The sequence below is a fragment of the Sorangium sp. So ce321 genome (assembly GCF_051530195.1).
GTDB lineage: Bacteria > Myxococcota_A > Polyangia > Polyangiales > Polyangiaceae > Sorangium.
The window spans coordinates 5,034,617-5,058,550 of the sequence record NZ_CP150329.1 but is presented as its reverse complement, the minus strand read 5'-3'; the positions used below and the strand labels follow the sequence as shown (position 1 = coordinate 5,058,550).

Here is a 23,934-nt window from a genome sequence, read left to right as displayed (position 1 = left end):
GACCATGGCTACTCCGGCGACCGTTCACACCGACGTGACGCCTCCTTCCGAGCTCGCCGGGCTCCGCCTCCCGGAGGCGGTCGATCGACGACCACAGGCGCCGGTGGACGAGCAGGATCGCGGGGAACAACTGCCGGCGGACGACGCCGAAGGGCTCCTCGACGTCGCCGAGCTGCTCGCTTTGCTGCGGCTTCGTGCATCCATGCCGACCCGCCTCTTCACGCTGGCCCGCTCGCGCCCGCTCCCGGGTGTTCGCAGCCCCTCTGCTGTGCGCCTGCTCGAGTTTCCCGCGCAACCACCGCGTGACCCCCACGGCGTGGTCGTCGACATGAGCGATAACAGCAGGATCGGGCTCCTCATGGTCCTCGTCGAGGAGGCGCTCCGCTCGGGTGCCCCGGTGCTCATGTGGCGCTCTGCGCGGAGCTCGACCCGGACAAGCCGGCGCCGAGGAGGACGAGGCGACCTTTGAATCCGTACTCACACCCAGCAGGCGGCCGGAAGGACGACGACAACGCAGCGGCTCGCGGCGGCCCGCAAGGCGCACCGCCACCTCCGCGGCGACCGCGTGCTCTGCGAGGACGACGGCTCGCCCATCACGGGGCGGACGGTGGCGCGCTGGATGCGGCAGGCGACGCGCCGAGCCGGGCTCGCCGTGCTCGACGGCCCGCACATCCTCCGCCACACGTTCTGCTCGCACCTCGCGATGCGGGGGGCGCCCGTGATGGCGATCAAGGAGCTCGCCGGGCACCGCGACGTCTCGACGACCATGGGCTACATGCACCTGTCGCCGAGCGCGAAGCGGAGCGCGATCGCGCTGCTCGACAGGCCGCCCGCCGGGGCGGTCCGTGGAGAAGTACTGGAACAGGCGGGGGTGCTGGTCGGAAAGGTCAGCAGTTCCGCGTAGTTACGTAGTGGGTCGACAGGGACTCGAACCCTGGACCTACGGATTAAAAGAGCCTGGGGGTGCTGAAGGAATTCGCGGGGTTAAGCGGCAAAGTGGGCAGGAAGGTGGGCAGGCGGGAGGTGGAGGTGGAGCGGGTGGAGACGGGGGGCGGGAGCTGGCGGTGGCGGCGCTGAAGGCGGTGGCTGCCGGGGAGGCGGTGGGGGTCGACATGCTCGTGCGACTCGCGGAGCAGGTCGCCGCGGGGGCTGGTGGGACGGGAGCGGCGGCCTCCCCAGCCCTCTCCGGGCGGGCGGTGCTGGTCGCGCAGCTCGGGGAGGGGCTGGGGGCTGCTGCGGCAGCGGGGGATGTGGAAGCCGTGCGGGTTGCCCACGAGGCGATCGGACGGCTACTCGGGCTGCCTGCGCAGGAAGTTGCGACCAGCGGTCAAACGCCCGTCGTCAACCTCGCAGCCGAGCGCGGCAAGCGCGCTCGATAGCAGGGTGCAGAGGATAAGGGAGCTTAAAAGATCAGTCTAGATGTAACGATGTAAACTGAGGCACATTAGACTCGTCCGTTCTGCGGACTGCATCCTCGCATCGCCGATGCAGTAGCCATAGCATCGCGGTACGATGCGAGAATGAGAGCTGCCCAAGAACTTCGCCGCCTCATCCAGGAAGGAGGGCGAGCCCGTCCGAGGAACGACTTCCTCGAACACTGCCGCGGCGGCCGGCGATGCGAGCCGGCGTCGCCCCTGCATCAGTCACTGCGGCTCCAGTCCTTCACGCGCGAAGGCGGGAAGGTCGAGGCCTGCTCAACGAACGCGGCGAGGGCCTCCTCGGCGTGGAGCACCGTCCAGCGACGGCGTTTCCGATAGGTCGATGGCGCCCGGATCTTCTGCATCGCGAACACCTCCGAGGTCTTCGCGTCCCACGGCGCCACGGCGTGTCCCCCCTTCTACGCGGCCCTCGTGGTTGGGTTACGAAGCGCCGACGGCGCACCGCATCGAAGGCCGGGCACTCGCCAAGGAAGCTGGCGTCGTGCACGCTGCTAACGGAGTTGGAGCTTGCTGCTCACCTTGGCCAGCAATGCGTTCACCTTGGCGACGACCTCATCGTTGGGCGGGCCCCCGACCTCGATCCGCACTGCGAGCTTGAAACCCGGCCCGGCCGCCGTCTTAATCTCGTCGACGTGGTCGGCCAGGTTCTGGACCTCACTCAGCTTCAGCTCGGCCTCGGCAACGCGGATCCCGACCGGCGGGGGCATAGGCGGGGGCGGCGGGGGCGGCCATGTGGGAGGGTTGGATGGCCTTCTCACCGGCTGGCGCACCTTCACGCGCGCGGCGCCGCCCACATCGCAGGGCCACGGGTTCGATTCGGACGTCGTCTCCAGCAGGCGACTGCGGATGGCGCCGTCGATCGCCGCCTTGACGATGGACCACGGCAACGTCTTTCCGGCCGTGGTCGAGAGCACCTGCAGGATGGCCAGCGCGGTGGTCGGCTCCTCTAACCAGGCATCAGGGAGGCTCGCGGGCAGCACGTCGGAGGCCCCGATGGGCAGCGGAGGGGCCTGCAGCACGGCGTCGTCGCTCAGCAGATCCTCGGGCACTGGCTCCCCAAGGAGACTCGCCGCGCCCACCGTGAGCCAGAGCCGACCCGCCTTCACGGCCTCGCCCACTGCACGGGTGACGGCGTCGCGCCCAGCGGCGGGGATGATCAAGACGTCCTCGTAGCCTTCGCGAGGGATCTTCACCGCCTTGCCGCCACCGAAGTAGGCGGCGATGTCGCAGACGCGCAGGGTCTCGCCGGACCACAGCTCCGGCAGAACGCCGGGCACGAGCAGGTCGGGGCGGATCTCGTCGAGCGTGGCGGCTTCTGGCAGCACGAGCTCCAGGGTCGGGTCCTTCTGCTCGGTGTCGCTGGGGGCCTCGCGCCAGAACGTTTTCGTCGACCGATCGGGCCGGATCAGGCGCAGCACGAACAGGCCGCTGGTACAGCCGGCGAGGAGCGTGTCCAGGATGGCGGACCGGCGCAGCATCTTGGGCAGGCGCGGCATCTCGGCGAAGGCGCCCACGAGATCCTTGACCCGCCGCGCGGTGTCGCCCTCGTGCCAGAGGTCGTACGGGCCGTCGGGCAGCAGCGCCTCGGCGTTTACGGCGGTCTCCTCGATGCGCGCCTCGGGCGTCTTCTTGATCCGCACGAACAGCGGCTCGTCGCCCGGCGTCACTTTGTACGCCTGGACCTCCGCCTTCACCGAGATCGTCACCAGCACGCTGTAAGCCTGGGTGATGGCCTCGGGAATCTTCTTCTTGCTGTTCTCGATGTTGGCGGCTAGCGTCTCGCGGCGGATGGCGTCGAGGCCCTGTCCCTTGAGTTGGGAATGCACCTCCTCCCAGCCCAGGTACTCGCGAATCCGCTCGCGGGCGACGTCCAGCCCGTCGCGCGAGGGCACCGCCAGCACCACCGAGTTCTTGTTCACGCGCGGCTTCTCGGGGCCGGTGTGCTCCAGGATGTGGCGCTTCGCCTCGGTGCTGGGCTGGCCCACCGTGGAGGCTGCGTTCGGTCCGAGCACCGCAAAGCGAAACTCGCCGTCGTCGTCGAGATCCTTCGGGCTAAGCGGCAGCGTGTGCAACTTGGCGCCGGCCGCCTGCACACCCTCGGTAAGCTTCTTGGTGCTGCGGATCTGCTTGAGGAGAAGCTCCTCCACCAGATCCGGCGGTACCCGCGTGGCGCACGCGTCGTGGTGCATCTGCCGCAGGTTGGGCCGGGAGCCGAGCTTCCACACCTTGGGGAGCTGGCGCTGGGCCACGTCGGCATCGGCAACCGCCTCCTCGTCGAGGAACCATGACTTCTCGGTCCACTCCAGCAGCGCCTTCTCGAGCACGATCTTGTCCGGCTTGGTCGGCCCGACCAGAACGAGCAGGTCGCGCGTGAGCGCCTTCTGGGTGGGCGGCTGAGAGTGCAGGAAGGTGGCGAAGACGGTCTGCTCGACTTCGCGGTGCTTGAGCGCGGGCGCCTCGCCCTGAATCTCGCGCGCCTTGGCCAGCTCGCCTTCGAGGATGGCGCTCCACTCCTGCTTCTTTCCCTCGTACTCCTCTGCGGCGGCGACGCCGGCCAGCTCTCGCGCCCCCTCGGAGAGTCCTGGCTTGCCCGGCTCGCCCAGGAAAATGTTGGTGGCCACGAGCGGGCTGTCGTCCCAACGCTCCGCGTCGCGCAGGGCGAGCGCGAACGTGCGCAGCACGCCGCGGGTGCGCTGGAACCCCTCGAGCTGCGTCCACTTGGTGTACAGCGTCTCGGTCAGGTCAGGATGGAAGGGATAGCTGCGCACGAAGCGCTCTTCGGCGCGCTTCAAGTCTTTGCGGGTTTGCTCGTCCAGCTCGGCCACGCCCTTGAGCGCAGCGACCACGCGAGAGCGGAACTCCTCTCGGTTGGCGATCGACTCCGGCGTGAAGAACCGGCGCCGGAGCACCTCGGCGACGTCGTCCTTGCCCACCGGCTGCACGCTTTCTTCTCGCTCACGGCGGAAGATCGTGGCCGTCTCTTGGGCCAGCTCCTTTCCTAGGGTGTCGCTCTTGAGCGGGTCGGTGGCGAGAATCGAGGCCACGATGGCCGCCCGATCCACCTTGGTGACAGCTTGGGTGAGATACTGGAAGAAAGTCCCCATCTTCCCGCGCCATGCTGGATCCATCTCCACCTTAACGCGCAGGAACATTAACACCTCGTCGAGGAGCACGAGCGTGGCCAGATCCTCTCTCTGCGGCCGGGCGAGCACCGTGACGAGCAGCGGCTCGGCAGGTGGTGTGTCGCGCTCCTCGTCGTTCTCGTCGGCGTGCAGGATCCGGAGGCCCTCGGCGCCGGCGAGTTGCCACGCGAGGACGCTCCAAGGGTGCTTGAGCCAGCGCACGGCGCCGTCGGGCGCGCGGACCTCCATGCCCTTCTCAACGTCGAGTTTGTCGAAGGGCAGGACCGCGACTCGCGCCCGCGGGGGCGTGAAGCCGACGTGGTGGGTGAACTCGCGGACCGCGGGGAGATCGGGCAGGGCCGCAGGGTCGTGGACGAGGTGGAGGAGGGTGATCAGCGTGTGGGTCTTGCCCCCGCCGTACGTCAGCTCGAGTTGCCGGATGGCCTTCTCGCTCTTGCCAGCGAGGCGTAGGCAGACGTCCCGGGCTAGCTCGCGGAGTGCGAAGGTGGGGTAGGTCAGGGCAAAGAACTCGCGGGGATCGTTGTAGACCGCACGCCCGCGGCCGAGGGCGACCTCGTGCAGATCGGCTGCGAACACGGCCATGCTCAGCTCGCCGGTGCGCACGTCCTCGCGTACCTTCACGACCTTGTGCCACGGGGTCCAGAGCGTGCTCTTCATCGCCGACTCCCTTCTCGTACTACTGCCATCGTTCACACCGGCAGCGGCATCTGCCGCCCGACCGCCTTGCCCTTCACGCCAACGTGGTTGCTGATGGCCTCCAAGATGTTGCGCTCTTCGCTGCCCTCCGGCGACAGCTCGATGAAAGCCTGGAGGATCTGATGGAAGAGGGCGTTCTTCCACAGGACCCGCGCGTCCAAGTAAGCATTGACTTTGGTCTGATCGCCCGCGCGCCAGAAGTGCATGAGACGATGTACCTGATCCACCAACGGCGCTGGGCGACCCTCGACATCCATGCCCAGGTTCTTGCTCTTACGCTGGTCCCACGCCTTGAGCTTCACCTTATTGCCCTTGCCTCCGCCGGTCTCGGGCGCCTCGCCCTCCTCCTCCTCGTCTTCCCCTTCGATCTCCTCCGGATCCTCTTCTTGCTCCACGGGCGCGCTCCGGCTGCCCGTGCGGGTCAAGAGGTCGAAGCGATCGGACAGGTCGCGGTCGGACAGGCCGCACGAGACGGCATAGAGGATGGATGCGCCCGCGGGGGCCTCGTTCAGCCCGAAGTCGTTGCGGTGAAGCAGATAGTAAGTAGTGACGTCATCGAGCGATGACATCGCCTCTGCGTTACCGTTGCCGGTGAGGACGCGCCCCACCACGAAGTCCACCACGAAGCGGCGTACATGGCGGAGGAACTCTGAGACGCTCATCACCTGACCGGTCTCGTTGGCCTTCTTGACCACAGGGTGCTTGCTATATGCCTCCAGTGCCGGGCCGGTCGCTGCCCAAACGAAGTCCGGGCCGCGGATACCCGCATCCCAGAAGTCGCGAAGGCGGGTATTGATGCGCTCGCGCATGTCCTCCAGAACGCGGTTGTCCCAACCGGGACGAGCGGCTTCGGGGCGTTTCTTGCAGACCAGCCAGACGGAAGAAGCTAAGGAGGCACGGCCGGCGTTTCTTACGCCCCCCGACTGTTCCGTCATGATCGGCCAACTGGAGTCAACTACGAGACCTGCACGAATAAGGGCCGATACGAGAGTGCCCCATGCCTCAGGCTGCTTGTTCGCAAACACCGTGACCATTCTTCCGTCCGGTGCAAGTGCCCGAAAGGCGCTAGAGAAGGCCCTGTACATACCGTCCTCATAGGCTAAACGCGAAGCTCTTCGGTCGCCCCCGAAGCGGCTCTCATCGTCAATGAGTTCCCCATCACGTTCCTCAGCGTTCCATTTGGGGATCACCGCCGTGTCGAAGGCGCGCTGTCGAACGACGTCGGGAAGTATTCGGCGCAGCCAGACGTAGAAGAAGTCTGCGAGGTCCGCATAGGGAATGGCGTCGTAGTATGGCGGGTCAGTCATTACGACGTCATACTTGAGACTGTCGATCGGTTGAATTGCGGACTGGTGCAGGATCCTAGCGCTTCCAGGGAACGAAATGGACTCTACGGCGCGTGCAACCCAGTCGAGGCCGCCCAAGTAGTCGCCCGTCGACCCGGAGAACGGGTTCGCTTCGCTGATGTCCCATACCATGGGAAGCGCGTATCGCGTGAAGGTGTGCGCCAGGCACTCAAGCTGCTTGTTCCAAAAACACAGGCCGGACAGATAGTCGACGAGACGACCAAATACCGCCGCAAGCAGTGCGCAAACTGCTTCTTGCCAAATGGCCGGATAGTTAAGGCTCTTCAGTTGCCTTTCTACCTGTGCCGTGTACGTGGAAATAATACCGAGACTATGTAGTTGGCGAGGCAGGAAGAGTTGATCCCACGTGGCAATGCCCCACCGAGTGACAGAGACGCCACCCTTTCGGATGCTGCCGGTGTTGATGGGCTCTTTTGGCGTCCCATATGGGAGGTTCTTGAAGGCCAATTCTGCTTTGGAACTTGCGTTGGCTGCGGCTTGTAAGTCTGCAGCGGTGGGGCTCCTGTACTCCTTGCCCTGTTGCCCGTCAACGATTACGCCGGTCATTATGGCGCCAAGTCGACCAGCTTGAGATTCAAGCCGGATGTCTTCCATCGTCATGATGGCCGGACAGCACGGGCACTGTGCCCCCGAGCGTGACATTGTGCCTACTGCAAACTTTTTGTCCTTCGCTTGCGTGGCGGTGGGGTAGAAAATTTCGAACACCACTCCGCTTCGGTTCGCGTTGGGCTTCATCGCCAGCGCGACGCGCTTACCTTCTTTCTTCTTGCAGAGCCAACGCGTTTTGAGCAGCGGAATCGCCGCCCCGCACCCCTTGCACTTCACCGTGCGCGCCCACAGGTAGGCTACGGCAGGCTTCTCGTCGACAACCGGATAGTACTTTTCCAGATCCTGCCTGGCCGCCTCCAGCACCCAATGCCCCCAGGCGCGGACGTGCCACGCCAGATCCACCTCCGGCGCCTGCTCGAACATGTCAATCGTGCCGGCCTTCTGCTTCCCCTTCTTCTTCCCCGCCTTGACCTGCGCGTCTTCCCACGCCTTGCGGAAGGCCGGCAGCTCCATGGCGAACTTGGGCAGCGGCAGCTTCTTTCCCGCGAGCTTCTGCGGGTACTCCAGCGTGCACTTGAGGATGAACCAGGCCACCGGATTGATGTCGACGGCCGTCACCTCACAGCCGAGCCGCATCGCCTCCAGCGGGATGGCGCCCCCGCCCGAGAAGGGATCCAGCACACGTGGCGACCGGCCCCCGTACGCCTTGCGGATCTCCTCCCGGAACCAGTCCATGTCGGGGCTCGACTCCCGGCCCCAGTGCAGCACTCCACCCTCGGTCTCTTCCTTGCCGGTCTTGGAGCTGGTGACCAGCTTCCCGCCTAGCTTCCGCAGCAGTTCCCGCCGCTTCTCCGCGTCGCCCGGGTCGGGCAGGAGCGTGGCGATCAGCGCCGCTCGCGAAGCCGCCAGCGGCCGCCGCGCCGGCCAGATGTGCAGGGTGGAGATGTGCCCGTGGCGCACGTTCTTCTCGTGCACAGAGTCGAGCGAAGCCTCCTTCAGCGGGAACGCGACCTCGATGAGTCGCGGGCGATCGGCCATGCCTCGCTAGCTCCAGTCCTCGACGGCGACGTATCGTGAAAGGTGGCGCACGTTGGTGGTTGCGACTGTACCACCAACGCCGAGGGCTTGGGCAGCAAGAATGACGTCGCCGTCCAGCTCTTTCTGCGAGGCGGTTTGCTGGTTCGAACGCCGCGCCGTCGCCCAGAGGCGGCAGGCCTCGCGCATGTCCCTTGTTGTGATGGCGAGATAACCGAGCTCCGCGCCAAGCTGGTCGAGTCGCGCGATGGTGGGCTGAAAGTTGTTCAGGACCAGTTCACGGCGCAGCTCGTAGTCTGATATCTCAGGCACCCGAAAGATGACCCCTGGTTCCGTGACCTGACGTTGCGCGAGGCGTTGCAGGACGGGCGCGTGCACCCGCGCGTTGGGGTGGACCAGCTTGCCAAGGATGTTGGTGTCGAGGACCAAGATCATTCTTCGTCTTCTTTCCAGCTTTCCCAGTCCCAGTCGTCGAGGTTGTGCAGCGCGATGCGCCGCTCGGCGATGAGCGGATCGATCACCGCCGCCGCGCGCTCGTCGTAGTCGCCGGGCTCGGCTTGCCACTTGGCGATGAGCGCCAGCAGCTTGTCGATGTTGCCCTTCTCCTCCGGCTCGGGCGTCGCTTGTTCCCCCTTCGGCTTGCTCGGCTGGGCCATGGTGCCTCCCTCCCCAGCCTCGCTGTGTCGCAGAATCTCCTCCGCCGCCACCGTCGTGGAGGTGCGGCTCTGCATCAGCAGCTTCGCAAAGGGATCGCGCACCAACCACAGCCGAGGCCGCTCGGTGGCGCAGTCGAACACGACGTAGAGCCAGTACCGATCCCGCAGCGTCGCCGCCCGCGCCCACTCGTTCTCGGACAGTTCTACCGTCCCGATGCCAGCCCGCCCCTTGACCTCGATGTCTCGCTCCTCATCCGGACGCAAAGACAGGAGGTCGAACCCAGGAAAGTCGGGCAGACCGGCCTTCTTTGCCAACTCGGGCGTGTGCACGTCTTCGACGCGAGCGCCCGCAGCCTCCTCGTGGATCCGCACCACTTCCATCGCCACGCGCTCGACCTCGGCGTCCTGACGCCGCCGGTCCTCGGGGGCGCTCGTCGGCACCACCAGCGCATGCACCAGCATCTCCACGCTGGTCACGTCGAACAGCTCGGCCTCGCGCCGCACCACGCGGAGCGCCTCGTCGAGGCGCGCCTCGAGGTGCGCCTGCCGCACCTTTACCTTCTCCAGCTCCTGCTGGGCGCGCGCATCGCCGGCGCGCGCCTTCTCCCGGAGCCGCGTCCGCGCCGCCGCCAACTCGGTCTCCTGGTAGTCGTATGCCGCACGGAGCTGCTCGGCGCGCTCGGCCGCAGTCTTCCGCACCCGCTTCCGGTGCGCCTCCACGAGCGACTCCCCGAAGGCACGCGCCGCCGTAGCCGCTCGATCCAGCCCGCGCTCGACCTCCCGCGCGTACGTGCGTGCGGCCATCGGCATGGCTTCCGCGCCCTTGAGGAGCAGCAGGTGCTCCAGCGGAGTGAGATCGATCTTCCCGTTCTGCCGCAGCCCGACCAACCGGCTCTCCACGGGCTCCGGGTGCTTCAACGCCGGGAGCGACGGATCGGCGCGGCGGGCCACCGTCACCAGCGCGAGGTGAAAAGCATACGGCTCCCGCGCGTGTGCGTCCACGAACACGGCCCCGCGCAACGCGTCGCGCTCGTGGTGATACATGACACGGTTGCGCAGTCGCTCGAACACCGGCTCGCCTGGGTGGAAGAAGATCGCGCGCTCGGGGTCCTTCGGCTTCTGGATGGAAAAGTGGTTCCGGATTGAAGGCGGGTACGTATCCATCACCGGCAGAAGCGGATCGAGGGCGCGCGGCGCGCGCGGCTGGAGCGAGAAGACGTCGTCCAGGCTTCCCTCGAAGCCGAGGCACTCCATCGGTGCCGCCTTTTCCACGAAACGCCGCACGTGGCCGGGCATCATCTTGAGCCGCGCCTCGCGTTCCATCTGCTCTCGTAAGCGTGGCAGCTCGCGCTCGACCTCCCCGTCCTCGCCGTATCGCTCGCGTCCCTCGCGCCGCAGGTCTTCCACCCGCGCCTCGGTCACCCGCCCGGACAGGTCGGCGATGGCGTCGTCGCGCCCGGCGTCGCCCTGCTCGGCGATCTTCGCCATGTACTCGCCCAACGTCTTACCGTCGAGGAGCCGCCCCACCACGTCGAAGACCTTGTCCTGCCCCAGCTCCTTGCGGATCTTCTCCAGCTTGTCGAGCAGGGTCTTGAGCACCCGCCCCTCACGGGTCTTCTCCGGATCCGAGACGAGATTGATAATCTGCACCCGCTCCCGCTTCTGCCCGAACCGGTGGATGCGGCCCATGCGCTGCTCCAACCGCGCCGGGTTCCAGGGGATATCGTAGTTGACCATCAACCAGCAGAACTGCAAGTTGATGCCTTCAGCGGCCGCGTCGGTGCAGACCATGATTGCCGCCCCGCCCTCGGCGATCGGCATGCGGAAGAACTCGACGTTGTCCTGCCGCTCGGTCAGCCGCTCGAGATTTGCCTCCTCGCCGTAGGGCATCCCTCCGTGGATTTGCGCCACGGATCCGGCGAAACCGATAGCGGAGAGCCGGTCTACGATGAAGTCGAGCGTGTCCTTGTGCTCGGTGAAGACGAGGATCTTCTCGCCCGCGTATTCCGGGTCCTGGAGGATGCTGCGGAGCCGCTCGAATTTGGCATCCTCCCCCTTGCTCACGTTCTCGGCGAGCTCGCGCAGCAGCTCCACATGGGCCCGCTCCGCCTGTAGCTCGCTGATGCTGACCCTGGCGACGCCGCCGAGCGCGCGGTTCTCGATTCTCTCGTTCTCCTCCCCCTCCTCCTCGTCGGCCGTCTTCTGGTCGATGGGCTCGGGGATCTGCGTGTCCAACCGGCGTTGGGCGGCCAGGATATCGGCCTCGGTGAGCCGCCCCGACCGGATGTCCTCAATCCAGCTATCGAGCCTGGCGAGCCGGCGTTGGAAGGACTTGAGCAGCGCTGCCGTCGAGCTGGTGAGCCGCCGCTGGAAGACGCTCATCGCTAGGCGTGCCGCCGAGCGGTTGAGGATCCGCGCTGTGTTGTAGTGGGCGTGGATGTATTCGGTCGTCCGGTCGTAGAGTTCCTTCTCGCCCGGAGACATCGGGCACCCAAACGTGTCCGAGGTGCGCTTCGGGTAGATGCGACTCCCGTCGTAGCGGACCATCTCCTCTTTGGTCCGGCGGAGGAAGTACCGCCGGCGCGCCTCGCGCGGGAAGGCGTTCCACCCGTCCATCGAGCCGAAGATCTCCGGCTCCAGCAGCCGCCAGAGCGCGTAGTAGGGGTAGTCGCGCCCCATGTGCGGCGTCGCGGTGAGCAGTATCAGGTGATGCGCGCTCCAGCCGAGGCTCCAGCGTTGATCCCCGGCCGGGACGCCGGCGAGGGCCTCGGCGAGCTTGTAGCGGTCGGTCTTCTCGACCGTCATGTCCGCACCGCGGTTCGCCGACAACTTGTGCGCCTCGTCAAAGAAGACGATGTCGTAAGGTTCGACCTCAGCCTCCGCGAGCCGCGCAAACATCTTCTCCCCGGCGAGCGTGTCGACGCTGACGATAACCAGATCGCTGTCTTCGCCGCGGAACGGGTTCCCCTGCCTCGCGTCGGCACCGGCGACGATCTCGAAAGGCAGCCGGAACAGCGACCGCATCTCGCGCTTCCAGTTGGTCACCAACCCCGCCGGCGGCACCACGAGCACGCGCCGTATGAGCCGCCGGGAGAGCATCTCGCGCATGAGCAGGCCGCTCATGATGGTCTTGCCGGCGCCCGGATCATCCGCGAGCAGGAAGCGGATGCGCGCCTGCGTTAGCAAGTGCTGGTACACCGCGATGCGCTGGTGCGGCAGCGGCTCGATGAGCGACACCTCGGCGGCGAACGCCGGGTTGAAGAGGTGCCCGTAAGCGAGACGATGCGCCTCGGCGACGGTTCGCACCACTTCGGGATCCGCCTCGAAGTCGAGCCGCCGCGGCTGACCGTACGGCTCCGTTGTCTCCCGTACCTCAAGGGGCGCCTGTTCCTGTCGGAGCAGCGCGGCGAGCCCCAGTTCCTCCGCTTCGACGATGCGGCGCCACGCCCCACTCGACGGCGAGAGCTGGCCGCTCTCCCAGCGGCTCACCGTGCCCGCGGTCGCGCCAAGCAGCTCCCCGAGCCGGCCTTGGCTTAGGCCCAGGCGCAACCTGAGCTGTCGTACGCGCTCGCCATAGTCGGCAGGAAGTTCGCTGGAGGACACGTCGCGGCTCTCTCGAAGGACTACACTACGCCTTCCGTCGCTGCCGACGCAACCGTCCCCGTTCCACGAGCCCTCCCAGAGCGGCCGGCTGCCCTGCCTGCTGTGGCCGTCTGCGGGACTTGCCGCCGATGCGCGCGTCCCATGCGGCGCGGCCTACTGCCTCGCCACCCTCCACCTGCGGACCGACGTTCCTCTCGCCGCGGTTACGACCGCGACAGCCACCCGTTTCGAGGCTCACCCGTTCGTCTGCGTGGCGGTGGAGGTGACTAGTCTTGCCCTGATCGACTTGTCGCGCACGAAGGACCTCGGCGCCATCGGGTCGACGAACGACGGCGCCAGCGGCTTGAAGGTGTCGACCGGCTTGGGGGTCACAGAACGCATCCGCAGGAAGCGAGGCGCCTCCGTCGACGACACCGGCAAGCGCTGCGAAGGAGCGTCAGCCCGCAGCCTCCAGCGCCACCAGTACAGATGCTTCGGCTTGTACCCCTCGCGCCCCGCGAACTTCTCGGCACTCAGCCCGCTCCGCTCCCACCGCTCCACGCGCTCGACCCACTCCGCCCTGGTCGCCATCGCTTCCTCCTTCGTCGCGATGGGACAGGTAGCCAGCACCGCGCCGACGAACACGATGGCGCTGGCCGGGCGCCTACCCCGAACGCACCCTGCTCAGGCGGTCGAACTCAAGAGCGGGCAGACACGGAGATCTAAGTCTACTTGTCACATGTGAAGAACTCGACAAACCGCGTGATAGCTTGACATCCACTAACGTCGGTCAGTTTGTCTAGCATGCCTGCAACCTTGACAACCGCGCGCCGCATGTCGGCATGAAAGGTTGCCTCGCGGGACGAGAGCACGCGCATCGCCTCTGTTATGCGAGCACTCCGGTCTTTAGGATGTGCCCAGGCAATGCGCATCAACCCGATGGCCTTCACCTCACGACACTCCCATTCGTGAAGAGAGCGGTCGCCAACGGCCTTAATCTTTCCCCGCAGCGCTGCCAGCGAAAGCTCGTCTCCTCCCCCACACGCTGCCAACTTTGACGCAACAGTGCCGCGCTTTTCGGCAACAATCCTCACGAATAGGTTATTGAGCAGGAACGCAGATTCCATGGCCCGCTGAGTGCCCCACGGGAGATATCCTCCGTGCACAAGCGTTGCGTTTCCTGCAAAGTGCAGAAGGTCCTCCCATAACCATTCGGGCGCGTCGTTCACGACGTCTTCAACCTTGGTCTGAATTTGATGGAGAATCGGCTCAAAATCCACCAATTCATCAAGATGCCTCACGACTTCAACGATCGACGGGCGGTCTTCGATCCGCTCGCTGGTCATCTTGGCCACCAGTTCACGTAGACCGGCGGGCTTGAGCTCCACTTTCGGATCGGGGCCTCTCAACAAAATAGCCAACGCGTAGACATCGCTGGCCTTGTCGACTGAAGGAGGGTCCTCGCACTGTTCCGGTGCTTTGAAAGGATCCCTCGCCAGTCGGGTGTGGGTCAATTGGTCGGCGCGACGAGCGAGACCGAAGTCTATCAGCGTCGCATCCAGGCGACCATTGACGATGATATTCCTGGGTGCAACATCGCAGTGAATCACGTCGCGCGCGTGGAGCGCTGCCACGGCCATGGCAACCTGCCGGACCACATGGGCTCTCCCCTGCACCGGCAATTTCGGCCACAAAGCCTCGAAGGTCTCACCCTCCACCCACTCGTAGACGATAATTCCCTCGGACGCGTCGTCCCGCCGAAATCCAGCCTCGATCACTCGAGGCAGATGATCGTCGCCAGGCATCTTGGTTCGACGATCGCGAAGTGTGCGGATGGCCGCGCACGTCCTGGCGAACCTTCGACGATTCTCGTCGCCGTCGAGTTTGCAGGCCCGATAGGCCAGAGTTCGATCTCCCCGGCTTTGAATGAAGATCCTGGCTTCGCCCCCCTCATCACGTTGCTCGGCTTGCTCTGGCCACTCAACATCGTCGACCGCCAAGCGCAGGAGCGCCATCTGACTGTCGCGGTCCTGTCGTAACACCTGCGGGCGGCGGCGAAGCAGCTCGCGCAAAAGAGGTCGATAAAATTCGCCGTCATCCCGCAGGACACCGCGCGCCTTCAAATCACGCAAGCTCGACTCGACGCGCTCCGTGGGAACCCAACCGGAGGCGCCTGATGCGGTGAGCTCCACGCTCAACCAGCGAACGCAATCCTCAAGGCGCTGCGACTGGGGCATCTGACTGAGCTCCGGTCGGGACCACGCCACCGCGAGAGGGAAGGAATCAACAGGCTCCCACTCATCGCGATGGCTGAGCTCTGCACGAGCGTACGTCCATATTTCCTCGGCCCGATGCGCGTCCGCGGACAGGATATCCGCGATGCTAGCATGCACGTCCACATCGAGCATGAAGACCTGTTGTTGTTGAACAAGCCGGGCCCGGACTCCATCAAATACGGAGTTGAGCGTTCGGAGGTTGCTCGTCCAAGAAGCGAGCTCGAGGCGCGCCGCCTTGCTACTAAGAATCGCGCCCTGGCCGACCGTGCGGAGGAACCGCGCCAGCGATGCTTCGTCGAAAGCATATTGTTCGGTGCCATGCATGAGGAGAAAGTCGCGGCAGTTCTGCCCGATGCGTACTGCCAAATCCACTGTGCCGAATAGCCCTAGCTGGGCGCAGGCCATCCGGTCCGAAGGTTCAAACAGAAAACGTTCGATGAAGTTCTTGAATTGGTTGCCCCAGCGTTGCCCGCCGTAACGTGGAACCAGAGCTTGTGCCTCATCGATGAGCACGACCAAGGAGCGCTGCGTCTTCTCGCGAACGAAACGACGAACAGCGGTCCAAGCCATCTCGTCCGTAAGCGTTCTGGGCAGCGAATCTCCCAGCGCGGGAGAGGCATCGAATCGTTCCTCGAAAGCCCGACGGAGCCCATCCCAGACCTTCTGCACTCCCTGTTCCGGGGAAAGGTCTCTTTCGAGGGAGATCTGCACGACTTCGTGCCCCTTTGCACGCGCGTGCTCGGCGAGGTGAAGAAACAGTGTCGTCTTACCGAAGCGCCTCGGAGCGACGACCATGAACGAGAGGCGTCCTTCCGAGATGACCCCTTCGAGCTTCTCGTGCTGAACCTGCGCACCGAGAGGACGCCCCCGAACGAGATCAGTCGCGGACGCCGTTCCAACGCCTGTTCGTACAGTCAGTTCTGGCATCTGGGTCAAGAAGCTCTCAAGATGCAGGGTTGGGTTGGCATCTCCCGAAGAGATCGTAAGCGAGATTCTTTTGGCTTTACCATCGCGCAGTCTTGTCGCCTCCCCAAGCGTCACTGGGAGAGGCAGAACTTCCTCGCGCGAGAAACGCCCAGGCTCGATGGGACGCCAGCGCGCCTCGTCCGCCGGAAGCTTCCATTGAAGCTCGAACTTCGTGTTGACGCTCGGATTTGGATTGGGGATCGATCGGATTTGGACGCTGGTCGGCAGCACCGCGTCGCGGCTCACGGCGGTCAGCGCCGGTGATGTCACGGTGATACTAAGCTCCCTCAAGATTACTCCATCCGAAATAATGCGGAGAGGGACCCCGAGCAGAACGACGCCTAACCGTTGATCAGGTGGCGGAACAACGATGCTTGCTGCAACGATCTTTCCGCGATCGTCCGTGAGCACATGGCCGAAATCAAGAACCTTCGCTCCCGCCTCTTTCGCGCGGGCCGAATTGAGCGTCGGCGCAGGTGCAGGTGGCAGCGCAATCCGTGCTCGATCAAGGAACTTGCGCGCCTTTTCGATGGTCCGAAGGTCCTTAAGGAATTCACGATCATCGGCCGAGATCGTATCGAGCCGCCTGAGGTCCAAGAGGCTGTGCAGTTCGGCCGGATCTGCAGCGATCGTGGTCACAAGTTCTTCAAATGCGATTGGATCAAGCGCACCGAACCACCGATACAACGCCTCGACAACCTCGGGAATCTGCGTCGAGGGCAGAGCTCGCAAGAGCGAAAGGCACGGTGCTGGCAGAGTTCCCGCAGCCGCGCTCAGCGTCTCCTCGTTCGTCCACGCCGCTTCGAGCATGTCCTCGATCCGTCCACCACTGTCCGGCATCGATACGCTCCGCAGACGATCCGGCGGTGCGCCCGCAAAGCGACGACGGACCCATGCCAGCGCCCCTAAGAGACGAGCCTGTAGCGACGGATCAGTGAGAACGTGCGCACGACCCGCATTATCATCGATGTCGAATTCGAGAGCCCAGTATGGCAGGTTGTGAACGGCTTCGTCAACTAGTGCGGCGAGAAGCTCCTCCAGCGCAACCGGACCGTGGACGCGTACCTGGGAGGGCGGATTCGGTGAGACGCGAGCGCCTAGGTCGGAAATGCGACGTCGAAGCTCATCGCCTTCGATGATCCGACTGTCGTCAGGTACCGCGGCGAGGTCAGCGCGTAGCCGTTCGATCTCGGCCTCTATGCAAGCGATACGTTGGCGACGAGCGCCATGTGGGTCTGACGCCTGGAGGATGCCATCGAGAGCAGGCTCGGCCCGAACAATCGTTGCGATGGCGAGAGCGTCCCAGGCTGCAAGTCCTTGGAAGCTCTGTGGCTCGGCGGCCTCCCAAGTTCGCGGCGCAGCGTCGGGAGCGAACATGGCCACTGCCGGCCCCGGCTGATTCACGGAAACCGGTGTCGACACGTGCTGGTGAGCAGCGACCTCACTCGGCGTCGTGGTGTTCAAAGCGCCGATCACTTCGGGTGTGTAACCCGACTGTTCGAGGGCTGTTGGTGCCGGGATGGTGTGCTCGTCACCCTCGGAGCGAGCGGTCCCGATATCCATGGATTCCTCTGTGGAAGCGGCCACAGCAATGTCGAGGCGCGCAGCGCTGAGGTGCGTCAAAGCAGCTTCAGGCGGCTCAGAGCCAGCGACTTCGGGCACTGAGCAGGCGGGTTCGGCAGTCTCGGCAAGCTCGGGGACAGAGAGCAAAGAGACGGATTCAGGCTGCGTAGCAGGTCGCTCCAGATCGACTACGATGGGAGGCACCGCGAGCGTTGTCGCAGGCATGACGGTAGCCGCAGGCGTTGTGACAGTCGCAGCTGCTGCATGGCTCGCAGGATCCTCCACTCCGGAAGATTCCTGCTCGCGTGGGGCTGGGCCACGAGAGATGGCTCTCTTTATAGATGCAGCAGCATGTTTTTCGAGAGCATACGTATTAAAATTGCCGCATTTGAGAAGATGGTCCTCAATCGTAATTGGAGGCGGCAAACGACGTCCAAAAGTATGGATACCCCAAGGCCCTGGAACTTCGAATCTTTTACCGCGCCCTCTTGCGTTTGTACCTCTTGCCTGCGGACCGGGTACTAGGCCGATGCAGAAGAGCGTGTCGAGCATATGCTGGTCAGGGACGCACGCCAGAGAGGCACGCTTGCCGATACAATACCATACCCGCTTCGATGGGTCGCGCGGATCATTAGCTTTCTCGACGAGCAGCCTGCCATCGTGGAGGAGATCGGCCAGTACGTCTTGCTTCCATGTCGGCCCTGAGAATCCGCATTTGTTGGCCTGATCCTCAATCTTAGCGAGATTGAAGTTGATGTGGAATGCAGGCATCATCACCTTACGCACTTCTCCAGCAAGAGAAGGGTAAGAGAAGCTAGAGCTTTCGCCCTGTCAAGCCCCCTCATGGTGCACGGTGTGCTAGCCCCCACGAGCACATGGTTGTCCACCCCTGCCTACATCCGCCCTACGCAGTGTTATGGAAGAGTATGCGTCCGCCTCTACGTAGCGCCCGATGGCAAGCTATCCCAGAGCCACTCCAGAACGCGCCCCTCGCGGCCTCGCCTGTCATGGCTCGGCACCATGGATCGCGTCTGGGTCGGCCAAGCGGATCCTGTGATCGCGAGCGCCGCCAACAACGCGATCACGACCCTGGTGATCCGCGCTCGAGGTCGACCAAGCGGATCCTGTCGTCCGCTCGACGTATTTATGTCTTGCATCTCTTCGATGCCTCGCCCTGGCGGCGTTGCCGGTCCGACGGAAGGTTGCGGTAGGCGTCGCCATCGAGGACGAGGATGTGGGCGTCGTGGAGACGGCGTCGCGTCCACGTCGGCGATGAACCCGGACGACCCATCCGGGCGCGTCCTCCACACGTCGAGCCACGTACTCGCGCTTGAGGACCTCGTCGTCGGCGCGGCGGCGGAGACGTCGACGATGTCGTGGACGTCAGCGCCGCTCAGTTCTCGATCTCGATCTCGATCTCGGTCTCGCCAACGCCCGCCTCGACCTCCGCGGCTGCGTCGCTGTCGGGCTCCGCGCCGAACTCTCTTCCACCACGCTTGGCAGCGGCGAGCGCATCGAGCCCCGCGCGCCGTCGCAGTCTGCGGCGCCGGTTTCGCCGCAGCCGCTTGAGCTCCGGCCCCATCGCCGGTGTGCGTGAATGGCGCTCGTGTGGCTGGAGCTCTCGCGGCGGACGCTCGCCGTGGAGCATCAGCAGGCACCGCCGCTCTTGCTCGATCTGTCCTTCACCATACGCAACGAAGCGGAGCGCGTAGAAGGGCACGCCGGCGGCGTCGAGCTGCTCTCCCATCTGCACCGGCAAGCGAGCAACCCGCCGGTACTGGCTGCGCCGCTGGCGTGACACCTGCGCCCGCACCTGGCTCGGCGCGAGGCTGAAGAGCACGCACCAGTGATAGGTGATGCGCTCGGGAACGATGAGCTTGGGCCCGTCGTCGTCCGTGGTCCAGATGGGGTACGGGCAGGGAGGCGGCGCGACGCCTGCGGCGCGGCGCTCGAATCGACGGCGCGTCGCAGGCGCCGCGCGCGCCGCTGTGCGCGATGCCTCCTCGGCCATCTGACGCCGCACACGCTCGAGCTCCGCCTCCCCGCTCCGGAGCGCCGCTTCCCTGCTCCGGAGCGCCGCTTCCCTGCTCCGGAGCGCCGCCTCCCGGCGATCGAGCTCCGCGGCCCTGCGCTGCTGCTCTTCGACACCGTCGCGAAGGGTGTCCACGAGCAGGGTCACGCCAGCCACCACGCCAGGAGCGGCGTCGGAAACGAGCGGCAGGAGCTTGTCGAGCTTCGATCCCATCGCTGGAGTGTACGGCCGCGCCGGCCCGGTTTTGGGCCTCCTGTATACGATGACGTGTACAGGGGGCCCATGGGAGCCAAAGCCATAAAAATTTCGCGATCATAGACCCTTCCGTCGAGGGGGGCCGCGGAGGGGTCCGGAGGGGTTCTGGAGCGCTCCGGGCCAGGTGCCCCGCGAGGCGCTCTCCCCTGACCGTACGACACGCTCTCACCCGGAAGAGCGGCCCGGGTGCGTTCCCCCACCCGGCCACGCCGGCCGGCGCCGACCGAGCGAGCGGAGCGCCTCCTCAGCGCTGGGCGCCCGTCGGCCGCTGCACGCGCGCGCTCGTCGGGATCGTGCGACGCGACGTCACCTTCGCAGGCGTGGCACCCCTGCTTCGACGCCTACCCCGCGCACCGGTGGCTGCGCGACCGGCTCCGCCGCGTCTGCCGGTCGCTCGCGGAGCTCGGGGCGTAGCCACGCCCAGTTCAGCGCCCGCGGCAGGACGCTCGGGCACGGCAGATCCCGGCAATTTGTCGGGCTTGTGCCGTGGGCTCTAACCTTGGCGCCGAGATCATGCCGAACCTCTCCCTCTCGTTCGCCTCGAACGAAGCGTCGCTCTCCGTGCGCCGCTTTTCGGTCCGGGAGCGGATGTCATCGCTCTTCGAGGTCTGCGTGCTGGCCGCCTCCGAGCGTGATGCTCTCGACCTTGACGGTATCGTCGGCAAACCCGCTGCCTTCAAGGTCGACTCGGGCACGCCGCACCCCCTCTCGCCAGCGCGGGTCTGGGCCGGTCTGTGCGCTGACATGGAGCAGGTGAAAGCCGAGCCGACCGGGCTCTCCACCTACCGGCTGCGCATCGTGCCCTGGCTGTTTCGAACGACGCTCCGGAGCAGTAGCCGCATTTTTCAGCACCTCACGATCCCGGAAATCGTTCTTCGGATCCTTGGTGAGTGGGAGATCCAGCCGGAGGTCCTCCTCGGGGCGAAATACCCGGCGTACGAGTACCGCGTCCAGTACGGCGAGACCGACTTCGCTTTCCTGAGCCGCTTGCTCGAAGAGGCCGGCATCTCGTTCTACTTCACGCACGGCGAGGAGAGCGGGGACGCGGGAACCGAGCTCAGCCGGCTCGTCCTGAGCGATGCGCCTCAGAACAACGGATCTCGTCGAGGGCCACCGATCCCCTACGCTGACAACCCCAACGAGGCCGCCGGGCGCGAGTTCGTGACCGAGGTGGTCGTACGCCACGAGGTTCGGCCTGGTCGTGTCACCGTCCGCGACGTCGACTTCCGGACCCGGCCTGACGTGCGGCTGTTCGCGGACGCCGAGGTGGGCGCCAGTGACGAGCTCCGCTACGAGCAGTTTCCTGTCCTCCCAGCGGCGTTCGTCGTCGAGCCGGGCAAGGGCGGCGAGACACCGGTCGCTGACGACCGGGGCATCGCGCGCGTCGATCTCGCGGAGGCGAAGGCACTGGCGGCGCGGAGCCTGGAGCGCGAGCGGTGCGGCCGGCGGTCGATCCGGTTCCGCACGAACGTGCTCGATCTTGCGCCCGGCGCCGTCTTCTCGATGACGCATCATCCACGCGAAGACCTCGCGCCCGACCGGGGGTTGCTCGTCGTGGCGTCCACCTTCGAGGGCGACCACGATGGCGAATGGACAGCGCGCGGCGACGCCGTGTTCACGAGCGAACCCTACCGACCCGCGCGGCTGACGGCAAAGCCGTGCGTCGCCGGCGTGCAGAGCGCGATCGTGGTCGGTCCTCCGGGCGACGAGATCCACACCGATGAGTTCGGCCGCGTGCGCGTCCAGTTCCCGTGGGATCGGGAGGGCCGCTTCGACGACGCGAGCTCGTGCTGGATCCGCGTGAGCCAGGGATGGGCTGGCGGCGCTTATGGGATGATGACCATCCCCCGCGTCGGACAGGAGGTCCTGGTCGAGTTCTGCCACGGCGATCCCGATCGGCCGGTGATCGTGGGTCGCGTCTACAACAGCACGGCGCGCGTGCCCTATCCACTCCCCGCCGAGAAGACCAAGAGCGGCTGGAAGACCGCCTCGTCCCCCGGCCTGGATGGGTACAACGAGCTCTCGTTCGATGACGCCAAGGGGCGCGAGCTTCTCCACCTCCACGCGCAGCGCGATTACACCGAGGTGATCCGGCGCGATCAGCGCTCGACCGTGCTCGGGAACCGATCGGCGAGCGTGACCGGCGGCGACGCGGTGACCGTCGGGGCTAGCCAGAGCACAAGCATCGGGAAAAGCCAGGTCCACACGGTCGGCGAGGACCAGACGAGCACCATTGGCAAGAGCCGCACGTCGATCGTCGGCACATCGGATGCGATCGATGCCGGCGATAGCCAGAGCGTCACGGTCGGCGGCGGCGTGGGCTACACGATCACCAAGGACCGGAACGTTCACATCACGAACGGCGTCGCGTCGATCCGGATCACGCCTTCCGGCATCTACATCGATGCGCAGGGTGACCTCGAGATCTCGGCGGGTGGCGTGCTCAAGCTCTCCGGCAAAGAGGTTCAGATCGACGGCACGCCGAACGTGTTCATCAACAGCACGGGGGCGAAGGCGCCTTCCGTGGTCACAATCGGCGAGGCCAGGAAGCCGGGAGGTCCTGGCGGCGACGTGCCGGCCGGCAAGGCCGAGAGCGGCGGCACACAGGGATGACGCGCGCCCCGCCTGCCCCTCCCTCGCAGCGTAGCGCGGTTCTAACCGAGCCAGCGTCTTGACGCCGGACGGGCACGATGTTGGAGCGTGAGCGCCGGTCGTTCAGCGAGCGCGTACCGCCAGCGTGGAGCCCGAGACGATGCCGCGTTACGAGAACTCCGAAGTATCCTTCGACGTGCCGCGTGACTGGGAGGACCGCTCCGTTGTCGCCTTCGCGGCTCCGCCCGAGCCGGGCCAGGCGGCCGCCGCGAGCGTGGTGATGACGCGCGACAGGCTCGCGGCGGGTGAGGATCTCCGCAGGTATGCCGACCGGCAGCTCCTGGAGCTGGCCAAGCGGCTCGAAGGATTCCAGTTGCTCGCGCGTCACGATCCCCCGGCCGGCGACCGACCGGGGCTGGAGCTTCGGTTCGCGTGGCGTGGCCACACCGGGCCGCTTGAGCAGCGGCTCCTGTTCCTGGCGGGCCGCCGGCCCGTGGTGCTGAGCTTCACGGCGACGATCCCGAAGGATGAGGCCGCGCGGCTGACCCCGGTATTCGATCGCATCTTTGCGAGCATCAGGGTTGCTGGCTCGCCTGAGGGCTGATGTTCTCGCCTTTCCCTGGAGACCGCCCACGGAGCGGCTGCAATCCAGGGAGCCATGGTAAGGCGCGGGTCAGCTCACGGCCTGCCGCCCTGGATCTCGTCCAGAGGGGCGACCCTCCCGAGCGCGAGCGCCTTGAGGGCATACCGGCTGCTTTCGGCCTGGTCCTGTCGGAGGTGCGCCTCCGCGACGAGGCGCACGCGCAGCCTGGGCAGCATGGGCAGCCACGGGGCGAGGCGCTTCGGCAGGTACACCGGCAGTGCGTCCTGTCCGCTCGCCCCGAGCAGCGCGCGGATCCACGTATCGCCCAGCACCGTGCGGGTCTGATACCGCCGCTGCTCGAGCAGCAGCCGCTCCGCCTGGGACTCGATGCGTGCGGCGGCCGGCAAACGGGCTGGCGGCGGGAGTCGCTCCTTGATTTGCTCGGTCAAGGTGGCAGCGGCGCCGGTCGCCCCCTCAGGGTACGGCGACCTCAAGAGCTCACAGGCCAGGTCCACGGCCTCCTTGAGGCTCCTGTCCATGCCTGCAAGCGGAGAGACCACGGCGAGGGTCGCCTTGAGCGCCTCGATCTCGTCGAAGAGGAACCGGAGCTCGCCCTCCACGAGCACGAGCGGCGGCGTGAAGCGGCCCTTTTCGCTGATGGACGCGAGGATGGCCTGCGGCACGCCGCTCGGATCGATCCGTGAGCCATCGGTGAGCACGCCGGAGAGGTGGTGGTGATCCTTGGGGGAGCCCGCGTCATTCGGTGGCAGGTCGAGGCGCGGATCGAGCGCCTCGAAGTCGAGATCGAGGATCAAGTCGCTCCACGAGGCGCGGATGCGTGGGAGCGCCTTCGCATCGAACCAGAGAAGCTCGACGATCTCGGCAGGACGCGCCGGCGAGGACGCCTGCACTGGGGCCGGCGACCGCTGACCCGGCATGGTGAGCCCCGCGCCGAGGGACGGGCCCGGTGTCGCGTCGCGGCCCGTGTGCTCGACTGACCCGGCGAGCTGCCCGACAGTGAGTGCCGGCACCGTGACGCGTTTGGCCCACGGGCTCGCCTCCCCGGGCGGAGCGATGGTGTCGCGCGTCGTTGAGGACGGCGGAGACGGCGGCAGCGGTTCGGTCAAGCAGACCGCTGAGGTCGCTGTCGAGGGCACGAGCGGCAGAAGCAGCGGCGCCACGACTGTGATCGGTGCCGTG

Annotated in this window: 14 protein-coding genes; 5 read left to right on the top strand and 9 right to left on the bottom strand. The window is 65.9% G+C overall.

The annotated features are described in order from the left end of the window. The first annotated feature begins 4 nt into the window (after nt 1–4). The 3 genes from WME89_RS19170 to WME89_RS19160 all read left to right on the top strand — a co-directional run bounded on the left by WME89_RS19170 (nt 5) and on the right by WME89_RS19160 (nt 1,379). The gene (locus tag WME89_RS19170) at nt 5–469 is read left to right on the top strand and encodes a hypothetical protein (RefSeq protein WP_438010558.1); all 465 of its coding nucleotides are present in this window, start codon (nt 5–7) and stop codon (nt 467–469) included. Then, a complete protein-coding gene (locus tag WME89_RS19165) occupies nt 470–904 on the top strand; it encodes a tyrosine-type recombinase/integrase (protein WP_438011947.1) in 435 nt (144 codons plus the stop codon). Nucleotides 905–1,064: 160 nt separating this feature from the next. Next, on the top strand, nt 1,065–1,379 hold the full coding sequence (locus WME89_RS19160; protein WP_438010557.1) for a hypothetical protein: 315 nt from the start codon (nt 1,065–1,067) through the stop codon (nt 1,377–1,379). A 260-nt stretch (nt 1,380–1,639) separates the two neighbouring features. Here WME89_RS19160 and WME89_RS19155 read toward each other — a convergent pair whose 3' ends face one another. From WME89_RS19155 to WME89_RS19120, 8 genes are all read right to left on the bottom strand, one after another. Further along, entirely contained in the window at nt 1,640–1,822 is a 183-nt protein-coding gene (locus tag WME89_RS19155; RefSeq protein WP_438010556.1) for a hypothetical protein, read from the bottom strand. A gap of 108 nt (nt 1,823–1,930) precedes the next feature. Beyond that, nucleotides 1,931–5,239: a DUF499 domain-containing protein gene (locus tag WME89_RS19150; protein ID WP_438010555.1), complete on the bottom strand. Its 3,309-nt coding sequence runs from the start codon at nt 5,237–5,239 to the stop codon at nt 1,931–1,933. A 32-nt stretch (nt 5,240–5,271) separates the two neighbouring features. Continuing rightward, nucleotides 5,272–8,232 carry a DUF1156 domain-containing protein gene (locus tag WME89_RS19145; RefSeq protein WP_438010554.1) on the bottom strand — a complete coding sequence of 987 codons (2,961 nt, stop codon included), beginning with the start codon at nt 8,230–8,232 and terminating at the stop codon, nt 5,272–5,274. Nucleotides 8,233–8,238: 6 nt separating this feature from the next. Continuing rightward, nucleotides 8,239–8,664, bottom strand: a complete 426-nt coding sequence (locus tag WME89_RS19140; protein WP_438010553.1) for a type II toxin-antitoxin system VapC family toxin — start codon at nt 8,662–8,664, stop codon at nt 8,239–8,241. Next, the gene (locus tag WME89_RS19135) at nt 8,661–12,488 is read right to left on the bottom strand and encodes a helicase-related protein (RefSeq protein WP_438010552.1); all 3,828 of its coding nucleotides are present in this window, start codon (nt 12,486–12,488) and stop codon (nt 8,661–8,663) included. Before WME89_RS19135 ends, WME89_RS19140 begins: the two co-directional genes overlap by 4 nt. Nucleotides 12,489–12,722: 234 nt before the next feature. Next, entirely contained in the window at nt 12,723–13,112 is a 390-nt protein-coding gene (gene tnpA / locus WME89_RS19130; RefSeq protein ID WP_438010551.1) for an IS66 family insertion sequence element accessory protein TnpA, read from the bottom strand. An 83-nt stretch (nt 13,113–13,195) separates the two neighbouring features. Then, nucleotides 13,196–17,497, bottom strand: coding sequence for a protein kinase domain-containing protein (locus WME89_RS19125; protein ID WP_438010550.1), 4,302 nt, complete (start codon nt 17,495–17,497; stop codon nt 13,196–13,198). 1,168 nt (nt 17,498–18,665) lie between these two features. Further along, the gene (locus WME89_RS19120) at nt 18,666–19,517 is read right to left on the bottom strand and encodes a hypothetical protein (RefSeq protein WP_438010549.1); all 852 of its coding nucleotides are present in this window, start codon (nt 19,515–19,517) and stop codon (nt 18,666–18,668) included. A gap of 555 nt (nt 19,518–20,072) precedes the next feature. Between WME89_RS19120 and WME89_RS19115 the strand changes: the two genes are divergently transcribed. Together WME89_RS19115 and WME89_RS19110 are read left to right on the top strand one after the other, a co-directional pair. Then, the gene (locus WME89_RS19115) at nt 20,073–22,172 is read left to right on the top strand and encodes a type VI secretion system Vgr family protein (RefSeq protein WP_438010548.1); all 2,100 of its coding nucleotides are present in this window, start codon (nt 20,073–20,075) and stop codon (nt 22,170–22,172) included. Nucleotides 22,173–22,311: 139 nt separating this feature from the next. After that, nucleotides 22,312–22,755: a DcrB-related protein gene (locus WME89_RS19110; RefSeq protein WP_438010547.1), complete on the top strand. Its 444-nt coding sequence runs from the start codon at nt 22,312–22,314 to the stop codon at nt 22,753–22,755. Nucleotides 22,756–22,829: 74 nt separating this feature from the next. Here the strand turns inward: WME89_RS19110 and WME89_RS19105 are convergent, their stop codons facing one another. Next, the gene (locus WME89_RS19105) at nt 22,830–23,765 is read right to left on the bottom strand and encodes a hypothetical protein (RefSeq protein ID WP_438010546.1); all 936 of its coding nucleotides are present in this window, start codon (nt 23,763–23,765) and stop codon (nt 22,830–22,832) included. Between the last annotated feature and the right edge of the window lie 169 nt (nt 23,766–23,934).